The organism is Streptomyces sp. S.PNR 29 (assembly GCF_030386795.1).
In the GTDB taxonomy this organism is placed as follows: Bacteria; Actinomycetota; Actinomycetes; order Streptomycetales; family Streptomycetaceae; genus Streptomyces.
Genome location: NZ_JANUQM010000014.1, coordinates 224,126 through 246,933, shown reverse-complemented (window position 1 = coordinate 246,933; position 22,808 = coordinate 224,126). Strand labels below are relative to the sequence as shown.

Here is a 22,808-nt window from a genome sequence, read left to right as displayed (position 1 = left end):
TGGTGATCACCGCGATCGGCCGGCACCGCGCGCGCGGTGCCGGCCCGCCCCCGTGTGCTCAGACCGCACCCTCCGGCGGCGGCCCACTGGTCCCCCGTACCACCAGCTTCGGGTCCAGGACCGCCTCCCTCGGCTCCAGCTCCGGCTTCTCCAGCCGCTGCACGGCGAACTGCACCGCGTGCTCCGCCATCAGCACCGCGTCCTGACGGACCGTGGTCAGCCCGATCGGCATCAGATGGGAGAGGTGGCTGTCGTCGTATCCGACGACGGACAGGTCGCGCGGCACCTCGACGCCGGCCCGCGTCAGGGACATCAGCAGGCCCATGGCGCTGCGGTCGTTGCCCGCGAGGACCGCCGTCGGCAGCGGCAGCCCCCGGTCCCGCTCCGCCAGGAGCATGCGCCCCGTATCGATGCCCGACTGCTCCGTGTGATCGCCGGGGATCACCCGCACCTCGGCCTCAAGCCCATGCCGGCGCATCGCCGCCCGGTAGGCACGCCGCCGCTCGGCCGACCCCGGGCCCCGGCCGCCGTCGATGTGCACGATCCGGCGGTGCCCCAGTTCGACCAGGTGGTCCATGGCCTGCCGTACACCCTTGCCCTCGGCGCTGTGCACGAAGTCGACGCGGGCCCGGGGGACGCGGCGGCTGACCGAGACGGTGACCGTACGGCGCCCGAGTTCGTCGAGGTAGGTGGCCTCGGCATCGGGTCCCAGCAGGATCAGCGCCTCGCAGCGGTGGCTGAGCAGCGCCTCGACCGCCTTGGCCTCGCTGCGGCCCTCGGCGGCCGCGGAGAGCAGGACGTCGTAGCCGAGGCGTTCGGCCTCGGGGTAGATGCCCTCGATGAGGTCGGTGTGGAAGGTCTGGTGGACGGTGAACATCACACCGAGGGTGCGGCTGCGCCCGCGGGCCAGCAGCCGGGCCGCACTGTCGGGGCGGTAGCCGATCTCGTCGGCGACCCGCAGCACCCGTTCCCGGGTCTCCTCGCTCGCCCCCGGCTGGTTGCGGAACACGATCGAGACGAGCGCCCGGGACACGCCCGCCTTCTCGGCGACGTCCGCCATCGTGGGCCGCTGCTTGCCCGACGCATCCACCAGTGCACCCACCCTCCGACGGCGCCCACCCTAGGGCCTGTCTGACAAATTCCCGCCTGCCCCGCGGACGGACGACGGGAATTTGTCAGACAGACCCTAGCGGGCGGACGCGAAATCTCCCGGCAACAAGCTATTGACATGACATTTGGACAGGGGTCATCGTACTCGGACTAGAGCGCGCTAGTAGAGCGCGATACCTCCTGGTCGTCCCTGCCCCTCTCCGCAAAGGACACACCATGGCAACGGCGCCAACCCCACTCCGCACGATCGCGGGCAACCTGTGCCTCGGCTCGGCCCCCGACTCCTGGGGGGTCTGGTTCCCCGAGGACGAGCACCAGGTGCCGTACACCCGCTTCCTCGACGAACTCGCGGCGGCCGGTTACCGCTGGCTGGAGCTCGGGCCGTACGGCTACCTCCCCACCGATCCGCAGCGGCTGAAGGAAGAGCTGGACTCCCGTGGGCTGCAGGTCTCCGGTGGCACCGCGTTCGGCGCGCTGCACCGGCCGGAGGCGTGGGAGGAGATGCTCGCCCACGTCCGGCAGGTGGCCTCGCTGACCGCCGCCGCGGGAGCGCACCACCTGGTGCTCATCCCGCCCATGTACCGGGACGAGAAGACCGGCGCGTTCACCGAGTCGCCCGAGCTGACCGCCGAGCAGTGGGCGGGCTTCGGCCGGGCCGCCGACCGGCTGGGCAAGCTGCTCCTGGAGGAGTACGACGTACGCCTGGTCATCCATCCGCACGCCGACAGCCACATCCAGACGCAGCCGGAGATCGAGCGGCTGCTGAACGAGTCGGACTCCCGCTACACCAACCTCTGCCTGGACACCGGGCACGTGGCCTACGGCGGCGGCGACAACCTCGACCTGATCCGGCGGTTCGGCGAGCGCGTCGGCTACGTCCACATCAAGCAGATGGACCCCGAGATCCTGGCCCAGGTCGCCGCCGAGGACCTCTCCTTCGGCGAGGCCGTCAAGCGCGGGGTGTGCGTCTCGCCTCCGGCGGGCGTGCCGAACCCGGCCGACGTGGTGGCCGAACTCTCCACCCTCGACGCCGAGTTGTTCGTGATCGTCGAGCAGGACCTGTACCCGTGCGCTCCCGACGTGCCGCTGCCCATCGCGGTCAGCACCCGTGAGCACCTGGCCGGCTGCGGGCTGACGGGTACCCGCCGTCCGACTCTCGCACGGTAGGAGGCGCCCATGGACGTCAGGGACGAAACGACACAGGCCACCACGGTCACGGACGACGCGCCGCCGTCCGTCTCCCGGCGGCTGCGGCTCATCACCGTCATCGCCACCTTCGGCGGACTCCTCTTCGGCTACGACACCGGCGTCATCAACGGCGCCCTGCCGTACATGACGGACGACCTCGGTCTGACCCCGGTCACCGAGGGCATGGTCACCAGCTCGCTCCTGCTCGGCGCCGCGCTGGGCGCCGTGTGCGGAGGCCGACTGTCGGACGCGCGCGGCCGGCGCCGTACGATCCTCACCCTCGCGGTGGTGTTCTTCATCGGCGCGCTGGGCTGCACGCTCGCGCCGAACACCGCGGTCATGGTCGTGGCGCGCTTCGTGCTGGGCCTCGCGGTCGGCGGTGCCTCGGTGACGGTGCCGGTCTATCTCGCGGAGGTCTCCCCCGCCGAACGGCGCGGCGCGCTGGTCACCCGCAACGAACTCATGATCGTCAGTGGGCAGTTGCTGGCCTTCACCTCGAACGCGATCATCGCGCGGGTGGGCGGCGAGTCCGGTGGCGTCTGGCGCTGGATGCTGGTGATCGCCACGCTCCCGGCCGTCGTGCTCTGGTTCGGCATGCTGGTGATGCCGGAGAGCCCGCGCTGGCTGGCCTCCAAGACCCGTTTCGGTGAGGCCCTGGACGTCCTCAGGCAGGTGCGGTCCCGGCAGCGGGCCGAGGCCGAGCTGGCGGAGGTCTCCGCGCTCGCCGTCAAGGAGGCGCAGGAGAAGCTGGGCGGCTGGCAGGACATGAAGGCCACGCCGTGGGTGCGCAAGCTGATGTTCGTCGGCTTCGGCATCGCGATCGTGCAGCAGATCACCGGCGTCAACACGATCATGTACTACGGCACCCAGATCCTCACCGACGCCGGCTTCGCCTCGGACAGCGCCCTCACCGCGAACATCGCCAACGGTGTGATCTCGGTGCTGGCCACCTTCGTGGGCATCTGGCTGCTCGGCCGGGTCAACCGCCGCCCGATGCTGATGACCGGCCAGATCGGCACCACCGCCGCACTGCTGCTGATCGGTGTCTTCTCCCTCGTACTGCCCTCCGGTGACGGCCGCGCCTACGCGGTGCTCGCCATGACGGTCACCTTCCTCGCCTTCCAGCAGGGCGCGATCTCGCCGGTGACCTGGCTGATGCTGTCGGAGATCTTCCCGATGCGGATGCGCGGTTTCGGCATGGGCGTCGCGGCCGTCGTGCTGTGGCTGACGAACTTCGTCATCGGCCTGGTCTTCCCGTCCCTGGTCTCCGGGATCGGGATCTCCAACACCTTCTTCCTGTTCGTGGTGGCGGGCGTCCTCTCGCTCGCCTTCGTCAAGCTCTACGTCCCCGAGACCAAGGGCCGCTCGCTCGAAACCCTCGAAGCCGAACTCCGCGCCCGCTTCTCCTGACCACTGTCTGAAGGACTCGACCATGACCGTACGTGTAGGTGTCATCGGCGCCGGAATGATCGGCCAGGACCACATACGACGACTCACCGAGGTCGTCACGGGGGCACAGGTCACCGCCGTCACCGACATCGACGCGGCCCGCGCCGCCGAGGTGGCCGCCGGCGTCGGCGCCACCGCCCTGCCGACCGGCGCCGACCTGATCGGCTCCCCCGATGTGGACGCCGTTCTCGTCACGTCCTGGGGCCCCACGCACGCCGAGCACGTCCTGGGCGCCGTCGCGGCCGGCAAGCCGGTGTTCTGCGAGAAGCCCCTCGCCACCACCGCCGAGGACTGCCTCCGCATCGTCGACGCCGAACGCGCCCGCGGCCGCCGCCTGGTCCAGGTCGGCTTCATGCGCCGCTTCGACGCCGGGTACCGCCAGATGAAGGAGGTCATCGCCTCCGGATCGATCGGCACCCCGCTGATCGTGCACTGCGCGCACCGCAACCCGACCGTCCCGGACTCGTACCACTCCGCCATGGCCGCGCAGGACACGGCCGTGCACGAGATCGACGTACTGCGCTGGCTGCTGGACGACGAGATCGTCTCCGCCCAGGTGATCACCCCGCGCGCCACGAGCAAGCGGTTCGACCACCTCAAGGATCCGCAGCTGATGTACTTCGAGACCGCGAGCGGCGTCCGCATCGACCTTGAGGTCTTCGTCAACTGCCAGTACGGCTACGACATCCAGTGCGAAGCCGTCGGCGAGGAGGGCCTGGTCCGCCTCCCCGACCCGGCCGCCGTCGGGGTCCGCAGCGCCGGACGGCACGGCACCGCCGTCCTGCAGGACTGGAAGGGCCGGTTCGCGGACGCCTTCGACACCGAGTTCCGCGAGTGGGTCGCCACGGTCGCCACCGGCGCCGAGCCCACCGGACCGTCCGCCTGGGACGGCTACGCCGCCACCGTCATCACCGACGCCGCCGTCCGCTCCCTGGAGTCCGACGGCACCGTCGTCACCGTCGACATGAAGCCCCGACCCGCCTTCTACGGAGGCACCGCATGAAGATCGCTCTCGACCCGTACATGTTCCGCGCCCTGCCGATGGACGACATGGTGCGCACCGTCGCCGAACTCGGCTACGAGTACATCGAGTTGTCCCCGCGCCCGGACTTCATGCCGTTCTTCCTCCACCCGCGGGCCGACGACGAGCGCGTCGCCGCGCTGAAGAAGTCCCTGCGCACGCACGGCGTTCAGCTGTCCTCCGTGCTCCCCCTCTACAAGTGGTCCTCGCCGGACGAGACGGAGCGGCAGGCCGCCGTCCGCTACTGGAAGCGGATGATCGAGATCACCGCCGACCTCGAATGCCCGCTGATGAACTCGGAGTTCAACGGCCGCCCCGAGCGCGCCGCCGAGAGCGAGGCCGCCTTCTGGCGGTCCATGGAGGAGCTGCTGCCGCTGTTCGAGCGGGAGGGCATCGCCCTCAACCTGGAGGCCCACCCGGACGACTTCTGCGAGGAGAACACCCCCGCCGTCGACCTCGTCCGCGCCATCAACAAGCCCTGGGTGAACTACCTCTACTGCGCTCCGCACTCCTTCCACCTCTCGGGCACCTCGGAGGTCGGCGCGGACATCGCCGCGATGATGCGGTACGCCGGGGACAAGCTCCAGCACGTGCACATCGCCGACTCCTTCAACCACAAGGGCTCCTCCGGCCTGCGCTACATCCTCAACCCGCCCGGCACGCCGGCCCGTATCCACCAGCACCTGGACATCGGCCAGGGCGAGGTCGACTGGGACGCCTTCTTCGGCACCCTGCGCGAGCTGAACTTCGACGGCGTCGCCACCTCCTGCGTCTTCGCCTGGGAGGAACGGGCCCGCGAGTCCTCGGCGTTCATGCTGGAACGCATCACCAAGGAACTCGCGGCCTAGGCGCGCTGTCAGGAGCGTCGGTGAAGGGCGGTTCGGCGGGGTAGCCATGACTGCGATCCGCAGGGCTCACCCGAGGGGAGTGACCGTGCCGCCCTACAGCCTGGAGAACCGGTTGGTCATCGGAGTCGCCTCCAGCGCTCTGTTCGACCTCGATGAGTCCGATGCCGTGTTCCGGGCGGAAGGCGAGGCGGGCTATCGCGTCTATCAGCGGGACAACCTGGACAACACCCTCCGGCCGGGAGTCGCCTTCCCCTTCATTCGCCGCATCCTGTCGCTGAACGACCTGAACCCCGAGGACGACCCGCTGGTCGAAGTGATCATCCTGTCCCGCAACGACCCCGACACGGGACTTCGGGTCATGCGTTCCATCACGTCTCATGGCCTGCCCATAAGCCGCGCCGTCTTCATGCAGGGCCGGGCACCGTACACGTTCATGCGCGCGCTGCACATGTCGCTGTTCCTGTCGGCGGACGCGAACGACGTCCGGGAGGCCGTCGCCGCGGGTCTGCCGGCGGGCCGGGTCCTCGGTGCCGCCGTGGCCGACGACCCCGGGGACAGGGACCTGCGGATCGCCTTCGACTTCGACGGCGTTCTGGCCGACGACGAGTCGGAGCGGGTGTTCCGGCAGGACGGCATCGAGGGCTTCCGCGCCCACGAGACCCTGAACGTCACCACTCCGCACGACGCGGGCCCGCTCCGCGACTTCCTGCGCGAGATCAACAAGCTGCAGCGCAGGGAGGAGGAACGGCGCCGGGAGGACGAGACCTACGTGAACCGCGTCCGCGTGTCCATCGTCACGGCACGCGGCGCACCCGCACACGAGCGAGCCGTACTGAGCCTCGGCAACTGGGGCGTGACCGTCAACGACGCCTTCTTCCTCGGTGGCGTCGACAAGAGCTCGATCATGGACGTACTGAGGCCGCACATCTTCTTCGACGACCAGGAGAGCCACCTCAGGGGCACCTCCCAGACCACTCCGAGCGTCCACATTCCGTTCGGAGTGGTGAATCAGGGGGACCTCGACCGCGTCACATCCCCACGATGCCGTTCCACCGCTTCGCGAACTGACTCCGCTCCCCCGCCGTGATGTCCCGCGCGATCGCGAGCCGTTCCCGCATCGCCGCGTCCGGGAAGATCAGCGGGTCCTCGGCCAGGGCCGCGGTCTCCCGGTCCTCGGCGGAGGCGAGCACGTCCTGTGCGGCCGGGACCGGGCACACGTAGTTCACCCAGGCGGCCAGTTCGGCGGCGACCTCGGGCCGGTAGTAGTAGTCGATGAGGCGCTCGGCGTTCGCCTTGTGGCGGGCCAGGTTCGGGATCATCAGGGATTCGGCCCACAGCTCGGCGCCCTCCTCGGGCACGACGAACCGGATGTCGGGGTTGTCCGCCTGGAGCTGGATCACGTCCCCCGAGTACGCCTGGCAGGCCAGGACGTCGCCGCCGACCAGGTCCTTGGTGTAGTCGTTGCCGGTGAAGCGCCGTATCTGCCCGCTGCGGACGTGCCGTTCGACCTGGTCGCAGACGGTGTGGAAGTCGTCCGCCGTCCAGCGGGTGATGTCCACGCCGTTGCCCTGCATGAGCAGCGCGAACGCCTCGTCCAGGCCGGAGAGGAGGGTGACCCGGCCCTTCAGGTCGCTCGCCCACAGGTCGGAGACATGGCGTATCTCCCGGCCCAGCTTGCGGCGGTTGTACGCGATGCCGGTGATGCCGGACTGCCACGGCACCGTGAACGTGCGGCCGGGGTCGAAGGCGGGCGAGGTGAGCAGCGGGTCCAGGTACCGTGTCACGTTCGGCTGGCGGGCGCGGTCCATCTCCTGCACCCAGCCCAGCCGGACGAACCGCGCGCACATCCAGTCACTGATGACGATCAGGTCGCGGCCCGTCTGCCGGTGGTTCATCAGGGCGGGGCTGATCTTGCCGAAGAACTCGTCGTTGTCGTTGATCTCCTCGACATAGTCGACGGAGATGCCCGTGCGCCTCTCGAACGCCTCCAGTGTGGGCCGGCTGTTCGGGTTCTCGTCGTCGGTGTCGATGTACAGCGGCCAGTTCGCCCAGGTCAGACGCTTGTCGATGGCGGAGCGGTCCGGGGCGGCACGGTCGCCGGGCGCGATGTACGCGGCAGGCACGCCGCAGCCGGCGAGGGCGCCGAGCAGGGCCCCGCCCCCGAGGGTGCGCAGCAGGGCCCGGCGGGACGGGACGCTGGTCGTCGGAGTCTCGGGCACCCGTGCAGCATGCCGCCCAGGCCCTCGCACGGACAAACGGCCGACCCCGGCCGGGAGTTCCCCGTTCCGCACCGCCGCCCACACGACACCGTGCCGCCACCCGGCAAACCAGACCCGCGTCTCCGCCCCCCGGCAAAACACCCGCCGACTCCACCACCCGGCCAACCACCCCCGCCGACTCCACCACCCGGCAAACCACCCCCGCGTCTCCGCCACCCGGGCAGGCATCGCCCACCAGACGGCCACCCAGCAAAAGCACCGCTCGTTCGACGGCCACCAGCAAGCGCCGCCCTCCCGCCGGCCACCCAGCAAAGCACCGCCCGCCAGGCCACCACCCGCCGACGGCCGAGCCGGCGGCCGAGCCGGCTGCCCACGACGACGCGGGACTCCGGGGCCCGCGTCGTCCGAACGCAGCGCGGTCCACCGGCGTGCCCCGGCCGCAAACCGGCCCCGGCGCGGCTCGCCGGGGCCGGAGGAGAGCGGCTGAACCGCCGGAGGCCTACGCGTCCAGTGACGTCATCACGTGCTTGACCCGCGTGTAGTCGTCGAAGCCGTACGCCGACAGGTCCTTGCCGTAGCCGGACTTCTTGAAGCCGCCGTGCGGCATCTCGGCGACCAGCGGGATGTGGGTGTTGATCCACACGCAGCCGAAGTCGAGCTTCTTGGACATCCGCATGGCACGCGCGTGGTCCTTGGTCCACACGGAGGAGGCCAGCGCGTACTCGACGCCGTTGGCGTACTCCACTGCCTGGTCCTCGTCCGAGAAGGACTGGACGGTGATGACCGGGCCGAAGACCTCCTTCTGGATGATCTCGTCGTCCTGCTTGACGCCGGAGACGACGGTCGGGGCGTAGAAGAAGCCCTTGTCACCGACGCGCTTGCCGCCGGCCTCCACGCGCGCGTGCGCCGGCAGACGGTTGATGAAGCCCTCGACCTGGGCGAGCTGGTTGGGGTTGTTGAGGGGCCCGTACAGGACGTCCTCGTCGTCGGGCTGGCCGGTCTTGGTGTCGGCGGCGGCCTTGGCGAGCGCGGCGACGAACTCGTCGTGGATGGCCTCGTGGACGAGGACCCGGCAGGCGGCCGTACAGTCCTGACCGGCGTTGAAGAAGCCGGCCACGGAGATGTCCTCGACGGCCTTGGCGATGTCGGTGTCCTCGAAGACGACGACCGGGGCCTTGCCGCCCAGCTCCAGGTGGACCCGCTTGAGGTCCTTGGACGCGGACTCGGCGACCTGCATACCGGCCCGGACCGAGCCGGTGATGGAGGCCATCGCCGGGGTGTCGTGCTCGACCATCATGCGGCCGGTCTCGCGGTCGCCGCAGATGACGTTGAAGACGCCCTTCGGCAGGATCGAACCGACGATGTCGGCGATCAGGACCGTGGAGGCCGGGGTGGTGTCCGAGGGCTTCAGGACGACCGTGTTGCCCGCCGCGATCGCCGGGGCGAACTTCCACACGGCCATCATCATCGGGTAGTTCCACGGCGCGACCTGCGCGCAGACGCCCACCGGCTCGCGGCGGATCATGGAGGTCATCCCCTCCATGTACTCACCGGCCGACCGGCCCTCCAGCATCCGCGCCGCGCCCGCGAAGAAGCGGATCTGGTCGACCATCGGCGGGATCTCCTCGGAGCGGGTCAGCCCGACCGGCTTGCCCGTGTTCTCCACCTCGGCCGCGATCAGCTCCTCGGCGCGCTCCTCGAACGCGTCCGCGATCTTCAGCAGGGCCTTCTGACGCTCGGCCGGAGTCGTGTCGCGCCAGCCCGGGAAGGCCGCGGCGGCTGCGGCCATGGCGGCGTCCACGTCCGCCTGCCCGGACAGCGGAGCGGTCGCGTACGCCTCGCCCGTCGCGGGGTTGACCACCTCGGTGGTCCGTCCGTCGGCGGCGTCCCTGAACTCACCGGCGATGTAGTTGCGCAGACGACGCAGCTCGGTGCTCACTGCAGGCCCTCCTGGTGGATTGTCCAATCCTTGAGACACCCACCCTAATCCGTGCCCTGACGTTTTCAACACCCCCACACGCCGCAGCACTGCGAAATCCGCAAGTCATGCGGCCGTAAACAACGGATTTCATCGATCGAGCCTTGCGGAACTGTCGAGACCTCGTGCACAGTGAGCACGTGGCCAGTAGAAGCGCAGACACCCCGCATCTGGACGCCGTCTCCCTCGCCATCATCGAGCAGCTCCAGGAGGACGGCCGCCGGCCGTACGCCGCCATCGGCAAGGCCGTCGGCCTGTCCGAGGCGGCCGTGCGCCAGCGGGTCCAGAAACTGCTCGACCAGGGCGTGATGCAGATCGTCGCCGTCACCGATCCGCTCACCGTGGGCTTCCGTCGGCAGGCGATGGTCGGCGTCAACGTCGAGGGTGACGTGGAGGACGTCGCCGACGCGCTGAGCGCCATGTCCGAATGCGAGTACGTGGTGATGACCGCCGGGTCGTTCGACCTGATGGTGGAGATCGTCTGCGAGGACGACGACCACCTGCTGGAGGTCATCAACAAACGCATGCGGGCCGTGCCCGGAGTGCGCTCCACCGAGAGCTTCGTCTACCTCAAGCTCAAGAAGCAGACCTACATGTGGGGAACCCGATAGCCGTGAGCAAGGATCTCTCCCAGACCGCGTACGACCACCTGTGGATGCACTTCACCCGCATGTCCTCGTACGAGAACTCCCCCGTCCCCACCATCGTCCGGGGCGAGGGCACCCACATCTACGACGACAAGGGCAAGCGCTACCTGGACGGTCTCGCGGGTCTGTTCGTGGTCCAGGCCGGGCACGGCCGCGTCGAGCTCGCCGAGACCGCCTTCAAGCAGGCCCAGGAGCTGGCGTTCTTCCCGGTGTGGTCCTACGCCCACCCGAAGGCCGTCGAGCTCGCCGAACGCCTCGCGGGCTACGCGCCGGGTGACCTGAACAAGGTCTTCTTCACCACCGGCGGCGGCGAGGCGGTGGAGACCGCCTGGAAGCTCGCCAAGCAGTACTTCAAGCTGGTCGGCAAGCCCACCAAGCACAAGGTGATCTCCCGCGCGGTCGCCTACCACGGCACCCCGCAGGGCGCCCTGTCCATCACCGGGCTGCCCGCCCTGAAGGCCCCCTTCGAGCCCCTGGTGCCGGGCGCGCACAAGGTGCCGAACACGAACATCTACCGGGCGCCCGTCTTCGGTGACGACCCGGAGGCCTTCGGCCGCTGGGCCGCCGACCAGATCGAGCAGCAGATCCTCTTCGAGGGCCCGGACACGGTCGCGGCCGTCTTCCTGGAGCCCGTGCAGAACGCGGGCGGCTGCTTCCCGCCGCCACCCGGCTACTTCCAGCGGGTCCGCGAGATCTGCGACCGCCACGACGTCCTGCTCGTCTCCGACGAGGTCATCTGCGCCTTCGGCCGGCTCGGCACGATGTTCGCCTGCGACAAGTTCGGCTACGTCCCGGACATGATCACCTGCGCCAAGGGCATGACCTCGGGCTACTCCCCCATCGGCGCCTGCATCGTCTCCGACCGGGTCGCCGAGCCCTTCTACCGGGGCGGCAACACCTTCCTGCACGGCTACACCTTCGGCGGCCACCCGGTGTCGGCCGCGGTGGGCGTGGCCAACCTCGACCTGTTCGAGCGCGAGAACCTCAACCAGCACGTCCTGGACCACGAGGGCGCGTTCCGCTCGACCCTGGAGAAGCTGTACGACCTTCCGATCGTCGGCGACGTCCGCGGCAACGGCTTCTTCTACGGCATCGAGCTGGTCAAGGACAAGGCCACCAAGGAGAGCTTCACCGAGGAGGAGACCGAGCGGGTCCTGTACGGCTTCCTGTCGAAGAAGCTCTTCGAGAACGGCCTGTACTGCCGGGCCGACGACCGCGGCGACCCCGTGGTCCAGCTCGCTCCGCCGCTCGTCTCGGACCAGGAGACCTTCGACGAGATCGAGCAGATCCTGCGCGCGACGCTGTCGGAGGCGTGGACGAAACTGTGATCAGCTGAGGCTGTGATCAGCCGACCCTGTGATCAACAACGGCCCCGGTGCCGCCCGTTCGAGTGAGAAACGGCGGTCCGGGGCCGTGTGCTGTCCGAGGTCTCCCTATGGACTGCTTAGCGTGCGAGTGACCGATCGGCCCGGCCTTCGTTCCCCCACACGGGGGATGTCGCGGAATCCACACGGCATTCCGCACGGCATTTCTGATCTGAACCGAGGTGTACGCCATGGTGGCCCCGCCGGACAACGACGTGCTCTGGGCACGTGCCCTGCACTTCCAGCACAACGACGGCTCACCCGCGCTCAGCGGCGTCTCGCTCGGCGTCCGGGAGGGCGAGATCCTCGCCGTCAGCGGCCCGCGCGGCAGCGGCAAGACGGCGCTGCTGCGGTGCCTGTCCGGCCTGGTGCCGCCGCACCGCGGGGAGATCTGGTTCAACAGCGTGCCGGTGCACACCATGGGCCCCCTGACCCGCGAACGGCTGCGCCGCGACCGCTTCGGCTGGATCGACCCCACCCCGGTGCTCGTCCCGGAGCTGACCGCCTGGGAGAACGCCGCCCTGCCCCTGATGATGCGCGGCACCAGCCGGCGCCGCGCCAAGACAGCCGCCCTGGAGTGGCTGGGCCGCCTCGACGTCGGCGACGCCGCCCGTAAGCGCCCGCACGAACTCCGCCAGGCCGAACGGCAGCGCGTGTGCGTCGCCCGCGCACTCGCCCCGGAACCATCGGTCCTGTTCGCCGACGAGCCGACGGCCCCCCTGCACCGCGCCGACCGCGCGCACGTCCTGCGTACGCTCACCACGGCGGCCCGCTCGCACGGCATCACGGTCGTCCTCGCCACGCACGACGCGGATGCCGCGGCCCTCGCCGACCGCACGGTGACGCTGCTGGACGGGCGGCGGGTGCAGACCGTGCACCTGCCGCCGGTGCCCGAGACGGAAGGCCGGGCCCCGTGCTCGCTCTCCGCCTGACCCGCGGCGCCCGGTTCGCCGTCCAGCTGCGCCGCCTGCTGGTCGTGGCGGCATCGGCCGGCACGGGCTTCCTGCTGCTGTGCGCTCTCGGCCACGCCATGAGCCACCCGGAGGCGCCCGGCGCCTCGGCCCTCCGCCTGGCCTGGTGCGCGGCCCCGCTGGCCGCCACGGTCTACTTCGCCGTCGCCGTGGCCCGCACCGACCCGGGCACGAGGCCCCGCCCGGGCCTGTCCGCGATCGGACTGGGTCCCGCCCGCCTGATGGCCATCTCGGTGACGACCACGGCCCTGGCCTGCACCCTCGGCTCCACGCTCGCCCTGCTCGTCTTCCTCCACCTCCGCGGCGACCTCACGGGCATGCCCTTCGACGCCGTGGCCGCCGACTTCCTGGCAGCGGACCAGCCCCTGCCGCTGCCCGCGGCCCTGACGCTGCTGATCCTGGTACCGGCGATCTCGTCGCTGTCGGTGCTGGTGGTGTTGCGGCCACGCGAGGCGGGCACCCCGCCCGCCGAGAGGGAGGGACGGCGCGTCGGCCGCTTCGGGGCGCACGGCATGTCGGTGGCCCGGGAGACGTTCGGGGCGTATGGGCGCTTCGGGGCGCACTTGGGGGGCGCGGGGCGCCGGGCCCTGGAGCCGCAGCCTGCGGACGGCGTTTCCCACGCGGCCGCGGACGCCCGCTCCGCGCAGCCCGCGGCCCTGATCGAGTCGCCGCCCGCAACGTGGGCGGGAGAAACCCACCCCGCGGCAGACGTCGACGGCACCCCTGCCGCGGACACCGCGACCGACCTCCCGGCCCTCGCCCCCGCGCCCCCGGCCCCCCGCGAAGCGCCCGGCGGCCTCCCCTGGGGCATCGCCGTACTCGCCGCAGGCCTCGCCGTGGAGGCCTACGCCAGCCACATCACCACCCCCTCCCCCACCCTGCTCGCGGCCCTGAGCAGCGGCCCCGTGGGCGTGCTCGTCGGCTGGGCGCTGACCGCCGTGGGCCTCGCCCTCGCCGGCCCCGGTCTCACCCACCTCTGCGGCCGTCTCCTGCAGTGCGCCCGCCCCGGCGCTCTCCGCCTCCTCGCCGGCCGTGTCCTCATGCAGGAGGCCGTCCGCATCGGCCGCCCCCTCGGCGTCGTCTGCGCGGTCGCCTCGGCGGCGTACGCGACGGCCACGCTGTACGCCGCGGACGGACCGACGCTCGGCCCGCTCAGCGCCCTCGGCGCCCTTCTCGTCGCGGGCTGCGCGGTGGCCACCCTCCTGACCGCCGCCGTAGAGGCCAAGCAGGCCCGCGCCGACACCAACGCCGCGCTGCTGCGGCTCGGGGCGCCCGCGACGACGCTGCGCGGGGCCGTCGCGCTCCGCGTCGCCGGGCTGCTGGCCATGTTCGGCCCGCTGACGCTGATCGTCGCCGAACTGGCGTCGCTGCCGCTGGCCCCCTGAGAGCCGTACGAAAAAAAGTCCCCGTCGGCCGATGAGTTCCGCAGGGACGGCCGGTCTACCCCACCGAACAGCACGCCCCCGATGGGAGAGACTCCGATGACCTCGACGTACCAGCAGATGATCTTCGTGAACCTGCCCGTGAACGACCTCGACGTGTCCAAGAAGTTCTTCACGGAGCTGGGCTACACGATCAACCCGAAGTTCAGCGACGAGAACGCCGCCTCCGTCGTGATCAGCGACACCATCGTGGCGATGCTGCTCACCAAGCCGTTCTACGCGACCTTCACCCAGAAGGAGATCGCGGACGCCACGAAGACCAGCGAGGTGCTGATCTGTCTGAGCGCCGAGAGCCGCGAGAAGGTGGACGAACTGGTCGAGAAGGCCGTCGCCGCCGGCGGCACCGCGTCGGAGAAGGTCCAGGACATGGGCTTCATGTACGGCCGGGCCTTCGACGACCTGGACGGCCACACCTGGGAGGTCGTGTGGATGGACCCGGCGGCCATCGAGGGCTGAGACCCGCTGTGCCAGCATGGGCGGGTGCAGACGATGCCCGCCCATGCGGCCCACCACAACGACCGTGAGATCGAGACGCTGGAGGAGTTCGACGCGACCGTCTCGGCGCGTGGCACACTCGCCGGATTCCGCGTGCAGGCCGTCGACCTGACGGACCGTACGCGCGAACTGCTCACCACGGACACGGCGGGCGCCGTCTTCCTCGGCTGCCCGATGCGCGAGGACGCGGCCGCGAAGATACGCACCGACGGCGCCCTGGTCTTCCCGCCGGTCCCGGACCTGCCCTTCGACCCGTACCGGGGCCTGGTCTACTCCCCCGACGAACTGTTCGCGTTCCTGGCGGACGGCTACGAGGCCACGCCCGACGCGCAGGCGTACGCCTGGTTCCAGCGGACCAAGGCGGACGGGGACATCTTCGCCTCCATGCTGCGCGCGGTCCACGACGACTCCGTGTCGGACGCGCTCGACGAACTCCTCGCCGGTGCCCGGGTGGTGGGCGTCATGGGCGGCCACGCGATGGCGCGCGGCACGGAGGAGTACGCGGGTGCCGCGCGGCTCGGCCGGGAGCTGGCCCGCGCCGGCTTCACGGTCGCCACCGGCGGCGGCCCGGGCGCGATGGAGGCGGCGAACCTCGGTGCGTACGCCGCTCCCCACGACGACGACATGCTCACCGAGTCGCTCCGGATCCTCGGAAAGGCACCGACGTTCACGCCCTCGGTCACCGAATGGGCGACGGCCGCCTTCGAGGTGCGCGGCCGCTGGCCGAAGGGCGGCTCCTCCGTCGGCATCCCGACCTGGTTCTACGGCCACGAGCCGCCGAACCCCTTCGCCTCGCACATCGCCAAGTACTTCGCCAACGCCACCCGCGAGGACGGCCTGCTGGCCCGTTCCGACGCGGGTGTGGTCTTCCTGCCGGGCGCCGCCGGCACCGTACAGGAGATCTTCGACAACGCGACGCCGAACTACTACCGGTCACGCGGCGAGCCCACGCCCATGGTGCTCGTGGACCGGGCCCACTGGACGGAGAAGCTGCCGGCCTGGCCGCTGCTGCAGTCGCTCGCGCGGGGGCGGTCGATGGAGGCGCGGATCGCGCTGGTCGACCGGATCGAGGAGGCGCCGGAAGCATTGAAACGTCTCGGCGGTTAATAAGACGGCAAAGCCAACACGCGTTGACGGCATTCACGTTGACACTGCTTATGCAGCGCTTATAAACCTTGAGGCTCTTGGGAGTGCTGATGTCACATCAACATCCCCTCAACCCCCCGCATTTGCGCATCCTGTAAAGGACAAACGTGGCAGTTCTGTCCATATCCCGCCGTACCGTAGCGCGTTCCGTGCGTGTCCTCGGAGTCGCCTCGGCCTCGGCCGCACTCGCACTCGGTGTCGCCGGCAACGCACTCGCCTGCGACATCAGCGAGTTCTCGGCCGAAGCCAAGTGCGACGGCGACAAGGGCGTCATCGCCGTCACCGACGTGGACCCCTCCGGTGTCCCGGCGACCGTCACCGTCTACCTCCAGAACAACGGCGCCGACCTGAAGAAGGTCGGCGAGCAGGTGGTCGAGGGCTCGCGCGAGGGCGTCACCATCACCTTCGCCGAGAACTGGAAGCCGAACGCCGAGTACCGCGTCCACGTCACGGCCAAGGGCTACGTCGACGCGGACATCAAGCCGAACCTGACCACCCCGTCCACGGCCTGCAAGAAGGAGAAGGAGAAGGAGGAGCCGCCGGCCCCGTCGGACACCCCGACGCCGTCGGACTCCGCCTCGACGCCGGCCGAGGAGTCCGGGACGCCGGCCCCGGAGGCCTCTCAGAGCGAGAGCACCACCCCGGCGGACACCGCGAGCAACGCCCCGTCGCCCGCGGCCGGTGAGTCCAACCTCGCCGAGACCGGTGCGAACTCCAACACCGGTGTGATCGCCGGCATCGCGGCCGCGCTGGTCGTCGTCGGCGGCGGCGCGGTCTTCTTCGGCATGCGCCGCCGCGGGGCGAACAGCGACCGCTGACGCCCTCTCGGCATGTGCTGGTGGCCCGTCTCCTTCGTGGGGGGACGGGCCACTGGCCTTTCGGCACCTCACCCGAACGTCGCCCGCTCCCGCCAGAACTCCAGCAGCTCCCGCTCGCCGAGCACCTCCAGCTCCGGGCTGTCCAGCGGCAGCCGGCCGTAGAAGGCCAGCAGCACCGCGGTGAGCGGCCCCCGGAGCACGACCGTCGCCTTCTCGTGCCCGCGCCGCCAGGCGATGACACCCTCGTCCAGCTCGACGAACCACTCGGCGTTCAGCGCCGGTGCGGTGTCGGTGGCGTGCAGATGGATGCTCTTCCCCGGGCGCCGCAGATCCCGCGCGGGGGTGGGCGGCAGCGTCCGCTGTCCCCACTGCACGATCTCCAGCCACTCGTCGACCGCGTCGGCGGCGATGTCGGGCGCGACCTCGTAACTCCGGCCCACGGCGAGCGTCGCGTCGGCTCGGTGGACGGTGATCTCGTGTGCCATACGGCGCGCCCAGAATCCGGTGGTGAGGGCCCCGGTCCACCCCCAGACCTTCGCGTCCGGCCCGGCCTGGCGCAGCGTGCCGACGACCGCCTCACTGGTCTCCGCGAGCCAGGCGTCGAGCGCCGCGGCGTCCCCCTGGCCCTCGGGGCCGCCGTGGCCCGGCACCTGCTCCTGAGGGATCTCCTCCTGGGCCCGGGTCCGCACGAGCAGCTCCACCCAGCGCAGTGCACCGCCCGTGTGCCGTACGAGCTGCTCCAAGGACCAGTCCGGGCAGGTCGGCACAGTGACGGAGAGGTCGGCGCCGGAGGTCACCAGGGCCCTCAACTGACCCACCTGGTGAGCGATTTCGTCGCAATAGCGGTCATGTGCGAGTAACGTCATGCCGCTCACCCTACGAGCGGAACGATCACCGCAGCACGACGATTTCGGCCGCGTCGAACTCCACGCCGACCTGCGCCCCGACCTCCGGCGCCACCCGCAGCGCGCAGGCCGCCTCCAGCCGGGGCGCGTCCTCGGGCTGGAGGTGCACGGCGACATGGGTGCCCTTGAAGGTACGTGCGGTCACCGTGCAGCGCAGGCCCTCGTCGGCGGGCACCAGGCGCACGCCGGCGGGCCGGACAAGCAGGGTGCGCGCCCCCTGCGGAGCGTCCTCGGCGACCGGCACCTTGCCCCACGGCGTGTCCGCGGCCTCCCCCGCCACGGTCGCCTCGACCACGTTCTCGAAGCCGAGGAAGCGGGCCACGAACGCGTCGGCGGGCCGCTGCCACACCTCAAGGGGCGTGCCGGACTGGGCGATCCGCCCGTCCCGCATCACCACGACCCGGTCGGCCAGCGCGAAGGCCTCGCCCTGGTCGTGCGTCACGGCGAGCACGGTGGTGCCCAACCGCCCGAACAGCTCCCGCAGTTCGACCACCAGCCGCTCCCGCAGCGAGCGGTCGAGCTGGCCGAGCGGCTCGTCCAGCATCAGCAGCCGCGGCCGGGGGGCGAGGGCCCGGGCCAGCGCCACCCGCTGCTGCTCACCGCCGGACAGCTCGGCGACGGGCCTGCGCGTGGCCCCCGGCAGCCCGACGAGGTCCAGCAACTCCCGCACCCGGTCCTGCCGCTCCCCGCGCGAGGCGCCGTGCATCCGCAGCCCGAACGCCACGTTCCCGCCCACGTCCCGCTGCGGGAACAGCTGATGGTCCTGGAACATCAGACCGATCCCCCGCTTGTGCGTGGGCACCCCCGCCTGGTCCCGTCCGCTCAGCACCACCCGCCCGGCGTCGAGGGGCTGCAGCCCGGCCACCGCACGCAGCAGCGTCGACTTGCCGCTGCCACTGGGCCCGAGCACGCACACGATCTCCTGCTCGCCGACTTCCAGGTCGACGGCGTCGAGGGCGGCCCGCCCGCCGAAGCGGACGGTCGCGCCTTCCAGGCTCAGCAGCATCTAGAACTCCCCGGTCCGGTTGGTACGGAGTCGCTCCAGCACCAGCAGCGCCACCGCGCACACCACCATCAGAATCGTCGACAGGGCCATCGCCTGGCCGTAGTTGAGGTCCCCCGGACGCCCCAGCAGCCGCGCGACGGCGACCGGCAGCGTGGGGTTGTCGGGCCGCGCGATGAACACCGTCGCCCCGAACTCCCCCAGCGACACCGCGAAGGCGAACCCGGCCGCGATCAGCAGTGCCCGCCGCACCATCGGCAGATCCACCTCCCGCCACACCCGCCACGGCGACGCCCCGAGCACCGAGGCCGCCTCCCGCAGCCGGTGGTCCACCGCCCGCAGCACCGGAAGCATGGTCCGTACGACGAAGGGCACACCGACCAGTGCCTGCGCGAGCGGCACGAGGATCCAGGAACCCCTGAGGTCCAGCGGGGGTTCGTCCAGCGCGATCAGGAACCCGAAGCCGACCGTCACCGCGGACACCCCGAGCGGCAGCATCAGCAGCGCGTCGAAGCCGCGCACCAACCGGCCGGCGTCCCGTCGGGTGAGCGCGGCGGCGGCGAGCGAGCCGATCACCACGGCGATGGCGGTGGCGGCGACGGCGTACTGGAGCGAATTGCCGATCGCATCGATCGGCGGGACGAGGAAGGTTCCGCCGTCCTCGCTGGTCAGCGCCCGGTAGTAGCCGAAGTCGGGGGCGCCCAGGGACCGCTGGACCAGCACGGCCGGCGGCAGCAGGAGCAGTACGACGACGGTGCCGAGGACGCCGGCCAGCAGCGCCCACTGCCCGGCCCCGCGCGGCCGGCGTGCGGTCACTGCCGCGTCCACCAGCTTCAGGGCGGTCTCCCGACGCCGTACGGTCCAGGCGTGCAGGGCGAGGATCGCGCCGACCGCGACGAACTGGACCAGCGTCAGCACGGCGGCCGTGGAAAGGTCGAAGATCTCGGACGTCTGCCGGTAGATCTCCACCTCCAGCGTCGAGAAGGTGGGGCCGCCGAGGATCTGCACGACGCCGAAGGAGGTGAAGGTGAACAGGAAGACCATCAGCGCGGCGGCGGCCACGGCGGGCGCGAGCGCGGGCAGGGTGACCTGCCGCCAGGCCTTCAGCGGCGAGGCGCCGAGCATCCGCGCGGCCTCCTCCTGCCGGGGGTCGAGCTGCGCCCACAGCCCGCCGACGGTCCGTATCACGACGGCGTAGTTGAAGAAGACATGCGCGAGCAGGATCGCCCACACGGTCGTGTCGAGCCGTACGCCCCACAGCTCGTCGAGCAGACCGCCCCGTCCGACCAGCGCCAGGAACGCCGTACCGACGACGACCGTCGGCAGCACGAACGGGACGGTCACCACGGCCCGCAGCAGCTGCTTGCCGGGGAATTCGAGGCGGGCGAAGACGTACGCGCCGGGCAGCGCGACCAGCAGGGTGAGGGCGGTGGAGACGCATGCCTGCCAGGTGGTGAACCACAGCACGTGCCGGATGTCGGACTGCGCGAGCACGTCCCACAGCCGCCCGAACCTCCAGCCCCCGTCGGCCTTGAGGCCGCGCGCGACGATGGCGGCGACGGGGTAGGCGAAGAACACCGCGAAGAACGCGACGGGCACGGCCATCAGCCCGAGCCGCGCCGCGCTCCCCTTGAAGCGGCGGGTGAAGCGCGGGGTCACCTCAGTACGAGCGAGTTCCACGACTTGACCCACTGGTCACGGTTGTCGGCGATCTTCGCCGGGTCCATCGTCCCGGGGTCCTTGGCGGCGGGCCCGTACTGGGTGAACTCGGCGGGCACCTTCGCGCCCTCGACCACCGGGTAGACGAACATGTTCAGCGGCATGTCCTCCTGGAACCGCTTGCTCACCAGGAAGTCGATGAGCGCCTTGCCGCCCTCGGTGTTCTTCGCGTTGCTCAGCAGCCCCGCGAACTCGATCTGCCGGAAGCAGGTGCCGTCCGCGACCCCGGTGGGCGCGGTCTTCGGCTTCGGGTCGGCGTAGATGACCTCGGCGGGCGGCGAGGAGGCGTAGGAGACCACGAGCGGGCGGTCGCCCTTGGCCTTCTTGCCACCGCTGGAGCCGGAGAACTCCTCGTTGTAGGCCTGCTCCCAGCCGTCGACGACCTTCACGCCGTTCGCCTTGAGCTTCTTCCAGTAGTCCTGCCAGCCGTCGTCGCCGTACCGGGCGGCGGTGCCGAGCAGGAAGCCGAGGCCGGGCGAGGACGTGGACGCGTTCTCGGTGACGAGCAGGTTCTTGTACTCGGCCTTGACGAGGTCGTCGTACGAGGCCGGCGGCGTCAGCTTGTGCTTGCTGAACCACTCCTTGTCGTAGTTGACGCAGATGTCGCCGTAGTCGACCGGCGTGACCCGGTGCTTGTCCCCGTCGAGCTGGTACTGCGCGTCGACCTGGCCCAGTCCCTTGGCCTCGTACGGCTGGAACAGCCCGTTGTCGAGCGCACGCGACAGCAGCGTGTTGTCGACGCCGAAGAAGACATCGCCCTGCGGGTTGTCCTTGGTCAGGATGGCCTTGTTGACGGCCTGCCCGGCGTCGCCGTCCTTGAGGACCCTGACCTTGTACCCGGAACTCTTCTCGAAGGCGGCGATGACGCTCTTCGACACGGCCCACGAGTCGTGGCTGACGAGGGTCACGGTCTTCGACCCGCCGCCGGACCCCTGGTCGCCGGACGAACCGCACGCGGCCAGAGAACCGACCATGCCCAGCCCGAGGACCACGGCCGTGAACCGCTTCTTGGTGATGCCCACTGGATTCCTCCTGGGTTACCAGGAAGAGACGCGGCCCTGCCCGGGACCTTGAGACAGGTGTCCCGGGCAGGGCGCAACAGCTTGAGTGATGACCGATCTCCCTACCCAGAATGACCTGGGCGAGGTTCAGAGGGTCTGCGGCCGGTGCCGCACTCTCAGCGCTGTGGCGCTCCCCTGTCGGAATATGCAGATGTTTCCTACACCGTATGCGGACGTGCGCTGACGTACTTATACGGCCCTTACGTCGGTCAGACTACCGCTCGCTCGCGGCGAGCTGACCGCAGGCCCCGTCGATCTCCTGCCCACGGGTGTCCCGGATGGTCACCGGCACACCATGCGCTGCGATCGCCTCCACGAACGCCTTCTCGTCCTCGGGCCGGGACGCGGTCCACTTGGAGCCGGGCGTGGGGTTCAGCGGGATCAGGTTGACGTGCACCGGCTTGCCCTTGAGCAGCCGCCCGAGCCGGTCGCCGCGCCAGGCCTGGTCGTTGATGTCCCGGATCAGCGCGTACTCGATCGACAGCCGCCGCCCGGACCTGGCCGTGTAGTCGAAGCCGGCGTCGAGCACCTCCCGCACCTTCCACCGCGTGTTCACGGGGACGAGAGTGTCGCGCAGCTCGTCGTCGGGCGCGTGCAGCGAGATCGCGAGGCGGCACTTGAAGCCCTCGTCGGCGAAGCGGTGGATGGCCGGGACGAGGCCGACGGTCGAGACGGTGATCCCGCGCTGCGACAGACCGAGCCCGTCCGGCTCGGGGTCGGTGAGCCGGCGGATGGCTCCGACGACCCGGTTGTAGTTGGCGAGCGGCTCACCCATGCCCATGAACACGATGTTGCTGAGCCGCGCCGGACCGCCGGGCACCTCGCCGTCCCTGAGCGCCCGCATGCCGTCCACGATCTGGTGCACGATCTCCGCGGTCGACAGGTTCCGGTCCAGCCCCGCCTGCCCGGTGGCGCAGAACGGACAGTTCATGCCGCAGCCCGCCTGGGAGCTGATGCACATGGTCACCCGGTCCGGATAGCGCATGAGCACCGACTCGACGAGCGTCCCGTCGAACAGCCGCCACAGCGTCTTGCGCGTGGTGCCCTGGTCGGTCGACAGATGCCGGACGACCGTCATCAGCTCCGGAAGCAACGCCTCCTGGAGCCTGCCGCGGGAACCGGCCGGGATGTCGGTCCACTGCTCCGGGGCGTGCGCGTACCGCGCGAAGTAGTGCTGCGAGAGCTGCTTGGCGCGAAACGGCTTCTCACCGATCGCGGCGACCGCCTCCTTACGCTCGGCGGGCGTGAGGTCGGCAAGGTGCCGCGGCGGCTTCTTGGCTCCGCGCGGGGCGACGAATGTGAGTTCTCCGGGCTTAGGCATGGCTCAACCAGTGTCGCAGATCGAACCGTGTGACCCGGATCCGGTGGAACAGGACCGACGCCGCGGCCGACGGAATCACGGACGTCCGTACGGCGTGGCAGGC

The 22,808-nt window shown here is 70.5% G+C and carries 20 protein-coding genes and 1 riboswitch; of the genes, 12 read left to right on the top strand and 8 right to left on the bottom strand.

Annotated elements, in window-relative coordinates; translation table 11 throughout:
- Positions 1 to 58: 58 nt before the first annotated feature.
- Entirely contained in the window at positions 59 to 1,060 is a 1,002-nt protein-coding gene (locus NW895_RS32765) for a LacI family DNA-binding transcriptional regulator (protein WP_289940351.1), read from the bottom strand.
- Positions 1,061 to 1,326: 266 nt separating this feature from the next.
- Between NW895_RS32765 and NW895_RS32760 the strand changes: the two genes are divergently transcribed.
- The 5 genes from NW895_RS32760 to NW895_RS32740 all read left to right on the top strand — a co-directional run bounded on the left by NW895_RS32760 (position 1,327) and on the right by NW895_RS32740 (position 6,703).
- Positions 1,327 to 2,277 (top strand): TIM barrel protein, encoded by a 951-nt coding sequence (locus NW895_RS32760; protein WP_289940293.1) that lies wholly within the window; start codon positions 1,327 to 1,329, stop codon positions 2,275 to 2,277.
- 9 nt (positions 2,278 to 2,286) lie between these two features.
- Positions 2,287 to 3,708, top strand: a complete 1,422-nt coding sequence (locus NW895_RS32755; RefSeq protein ID WP_289940292.1) for a sugar porter family MFS transporter — start codon at positions 2,287 to 2,289, stop codon at positions 3,706 to 3,708.
- A gap of 22 nt (positions 3,709 to 3,730) precedes the next feature.
- Positions 3,731 to 4,750 (top strand): Gfo/Idh/MocA family oxidoreductase, encoded by a 1,020-nt coding sequence (locus tag NW895_RS32750; protein WP_289940291.1) that lies wholly within the window; start codon positions 3,731 to 3,733, stop codon positions 4,748 to 4,750.
- Positions 4,747 to 5,616: a sugar phosphate isomerase/epimerase gene (locus NW895_RS32745; RefSeq protein ID WP_289940289.1), complete on the top strand. Its 870-nt coding sequence runs from the start codon at positions 4,747 to 4,749 to the stop codon at positions 5,614 to 5,616. Before NW895_RS32750 ends, NW895_RS32745 begins: the two co-directional genes overlap by 4 nt.
- An 85-nt stretch (positions 5,617 to 5,701) precedes the next feature.
- Positions 5,702 to 6,703 (top strand): 5'-nucleotidase, encoded by a 1,002-nt coding sequence (locus NW895_RS32740; protein ID WP_289940288.1) that lies wholly within the window; start codon positions 5,702 to 5,704, stop codon positions 6,701 to 6,703.
- On the opposite strand, the gene NW895_RS32735 is transcribed toward NW895_RS32740, so the two are convergent.
- On the bottom strand, positions 6,645 to 7,835 hold the full coding sequence (locus NW895_RS32735) for a spermidine/putrescine ABC transporter substrate-binding protein (RefSeq protein WP_289940287.1): 1,191 nt from the start codon (positions 7,833 to 7,835) through the stop codon (positions 6,645 to 6,647). The two genes, NW895_RS32740 and NW895_RS32735, sit on opposite strands and share 59 nt — an antisense overlap.
- A 499-nt stretch (positions 7,836 to 8,334) precedes the next feature.
- On the bottom strand, positions 8,335 to 9,774 hold the full coding sequence (locus NW895_RS32730) for a gamma-aminobutyraldehyde dehydrogenase (protein ID WP_289940286.1): 1,440 nt from the start codon (positions 9,772 to 9,774) through the stop codon (positions 8,335 to 8,337).
- Between the two features lie 164 nt (positions 9,775 to 9,938).
- On the opposite strand from NW895_RS32730, the gene NW895_RS32725 reads away from it, so the two are divergent.
- The 7 genes from NW895_RS32725 (at position 9,939) to NW895_RS32695 (ending at position 16,696) form a co-directional block, all read left to right on the top strand.
- Entirely contained in the window at positions 9,939 to 10,424 is a 486-nt protein-coding gene (locus NW895_RS32725) for an Lrp/AsnC family transcriptional regulator (RefSeq protein WP_289940285.1), read from the top strand.
- Positions 10,409 to 11,788 carry an aspartate aminotransferase family protein gene (locus NW895_RS32720; RefSeq protein ID WP_289940284.1) on the top strand — a complete coding sequence of 460 codons (1,380 nt, stop codon included), beginning with the start codon at positions 10,409 to 10,411 and terminating at the stop codon, positions 11,786 to 11,788. Before NW895_RS32725 ends, NW895_RS32720 begins: the two co-directional genes overlap by 16 nt.
- Before the next feature lie 227 nt (positions 11,789 to 12,015).
- Positions 12,016 to 12,756, top strand: a complete 741-nt coding sequence (locus NW895_RS32715; RefSeq protein WP_289940282.1) for an ATP-binding cassette domain-containing protein — start codon at positions 12,016 to 12,018, stop codon at positions 12,754 to 12,756.
- Positions 12,738 to 14,180, top strand: coding sequence for a hypothetical protein (locus NW895_RS32710; protein ID WP_289940281.1), 1,443 nt, complete (start codon positions 12,738 to 12,740; stop codon positions 14,178 to 14,180). The genes NW895_RS32715 and NW895_RS32710 overlap by 19 nt, the downstream gene beginning before the upstream one ends.
- 96 nt (positions 14,181 to 14,276) lie before the next feature.
- The gene (locus NW895_RS32705; protein WP_289940279.1) at positions 14,277 to 14,693 is read left to right on the top strand and encodes a VOC family protein; all 417 of its coding nucleotides are present in this window, start codon (positions 14,277 to 14,279) and stop codon (positions 14,691 to 14,693) included.
- A gap of 24 nt (positions 14,694 to 14,717) precedes the next feature.
- Positions 14,718 to 15,839 carry an LOG family protein gene (locus NW895_RS32700; RefSeq protein WP_289940278.1) on the top strand — a complete coding sequence of 374 codons (1,122 nt, stop codon included), beginning with the start codon at positions 14,718 to 14,720 and terminating at the stop codon, positions 15,837 to 15,839.
- Positions 15,840 to 16,027: 188 nt separating this feature from the next.
- Positions 16,028 to 16,696, top strand: a complete 669-nt coding sequence (locus tag NW895_RS32695; RefSeq protein WP_289940277.1) for an LAETG motif-containing sortase-dependent surface protein — start codon at positions 16,028 to 16,030, stop codon at positions 16,694 to 16,696.
- A gap of 68 nt (positions 16,697 to 16,764) precedes the next feature.
- Here the strand turns inward: NW895_RS32695 and NW895_RS32690 are convergent, their stop codons facing one another.
- From NW895_RS32690 to rlmN, 5 genes are all read right to left on the bottom strand, one after another.
- Complete coding sequence (locus NW895_RS32690; protein WP_289940276.1) at positions 16,765 to 17,562, bottom strand: maleylpyruvate isomerase family mycothiol-dependent enzyme; 798 nt, start codon at positions 17,560 to 17,562, stop codon at positions 16,765 to 16,767.
- Between the two features lie 25 nt (positions 17,563 to 17,587).
- Positions 17,588 to 18,607 (bottom strand): ABC transporter ATP-binding protein, encoded by a 1,020-nt coding sequence (locus NW895_RS32685; RefSeq protein ID WP_289940275.1) that lies wholly within the window; start codon positions 18,605 to 18,607, stop codon positions 17,588 to 17,590.
- The gene (locus NW895_RS32680; protein ID WP_289940349.1) at positions 18,608 to 20,209 is read right to left on the bottom strand and encodes an iron ABC transporter permease; all 1,602 of its coding nucleotides are present in this window, start codon (positions 20,207 to 20,209) and stop codon (positions 18,608 to 18,610) included.
- A gap of 50 nt (positions 20,210 to 20,259) precedes the next feature.
- Positions 20,260 to 21,345 (bottom strand): thiamine ABC transporter substrate-binding protein, encoded by a 1,086-nt coding sequence (locus tag NW895_RS32675; protein WP_289940274.1) that lies wholly within the window; start codon positions 21,343 to 21,345, stop codon positions 20,260 to 20,262.
- An 80-nt stretch (positions 21,346 to 21,425) separates the two neighbouring features.
- Positions 21,426 to 21,531: riboswitch (TPP riboswitch) on the bottom strand.
- A gap of 67 nt (positions 21,532 to 21,598) precedes the next feature.
- Positions 21,599 to 22,705 carry a 23S rRNA (adenine(2503)-C(2))-methyltransferase RlmN gene (rlmN, locus tag NW895_RS32670; RefSeq protein WP_289940272.1) on the bottom strand — a complete coding sequence of 369 codons (1,107 nt, stop codon included), beginning with the start codon at positions 22,703 to 22,705 and terminating at the stop codon, positions 21,599 to 21,601.
- Between the last annotated feature and the right edge of the window lie 103 nt (positions 22,706 to 22,808).

Coding starts and splice junctions, on each gene's coding strand:
- NW895_RS32690 (WP_289940276.1), bottom strand. CDS start 17,562: ATGACGTTACTCGCACATGACCGCTATTGCGACGAAATCGCTCACCAG.
- NW895_RS32715 (WP_289940282.1), top strand. CDS start 12,016: ATGGTGGCCCCGCCGGACAACGACGTGCTCTGGGCACGTGCCCTGCAC.
- NW895_RS32765 (WP_289940351.1), bottom strand. CDS start 1,060: ATGGCGGACGTCGCCGAGAAGGCGGGCGTGTCCCGGGCGCTCGTCTCG.
- NW895_RS32680 (WP_289940349.1), bottom strand. CDS start 20,209: ATGGCCGTGCCCGTCGCGTTCTTCGCGGTGTTCTTCGCCTACCCCGTC.
- NW895_RS32685 (WP_289940275.1), bottom strand. CDS start 18,607: ATGCTGCTGAGCCTGGAAGGCGCGACCGTCCGCTTCGGCGGGCGGGCC.
- NW895_RS32750 (WP_289940291.1), top strand. CDS start 3,731: ATGACCGTACGTGTAGGTGTCATCGGCGCCGGAATGATCGGCCAGGAC.
- rlmN (WP_289940272.1), bottom strand. CDS start 22,705: ATGCCTAAGCCCGGAGAACTCACATTCGTCGCCCCGCGCGGAGCCAAG.
- NW895_RS32755 (WP_289940292.1), top strand. CDS start 2,287: ATGGACGTCAGGGACGAAACGACACAGGCCACCACGGTCACGGACGAC.
- NW895_RS32760 (WP_289940293.1), top strand. CDS start 1,327: ATGGCAACGGCGCCAACCCCACTCCGCACGATCGCGGGCAACCTGTGC.
- NW895_RS32745 (WP_289940289.1), top strand. CDS start 4,747: ATGAAGATCGCTCTCGACCCGTACATGTTCCGCGCCCTGCCGATGGAC.
- NW895_RS32705 (WP_289940279.1), top strand. CDS start 14,277: ATGACCTCGACGTACCAGCAGATGATCTTCGTGAACCTGCCCGTGAAC.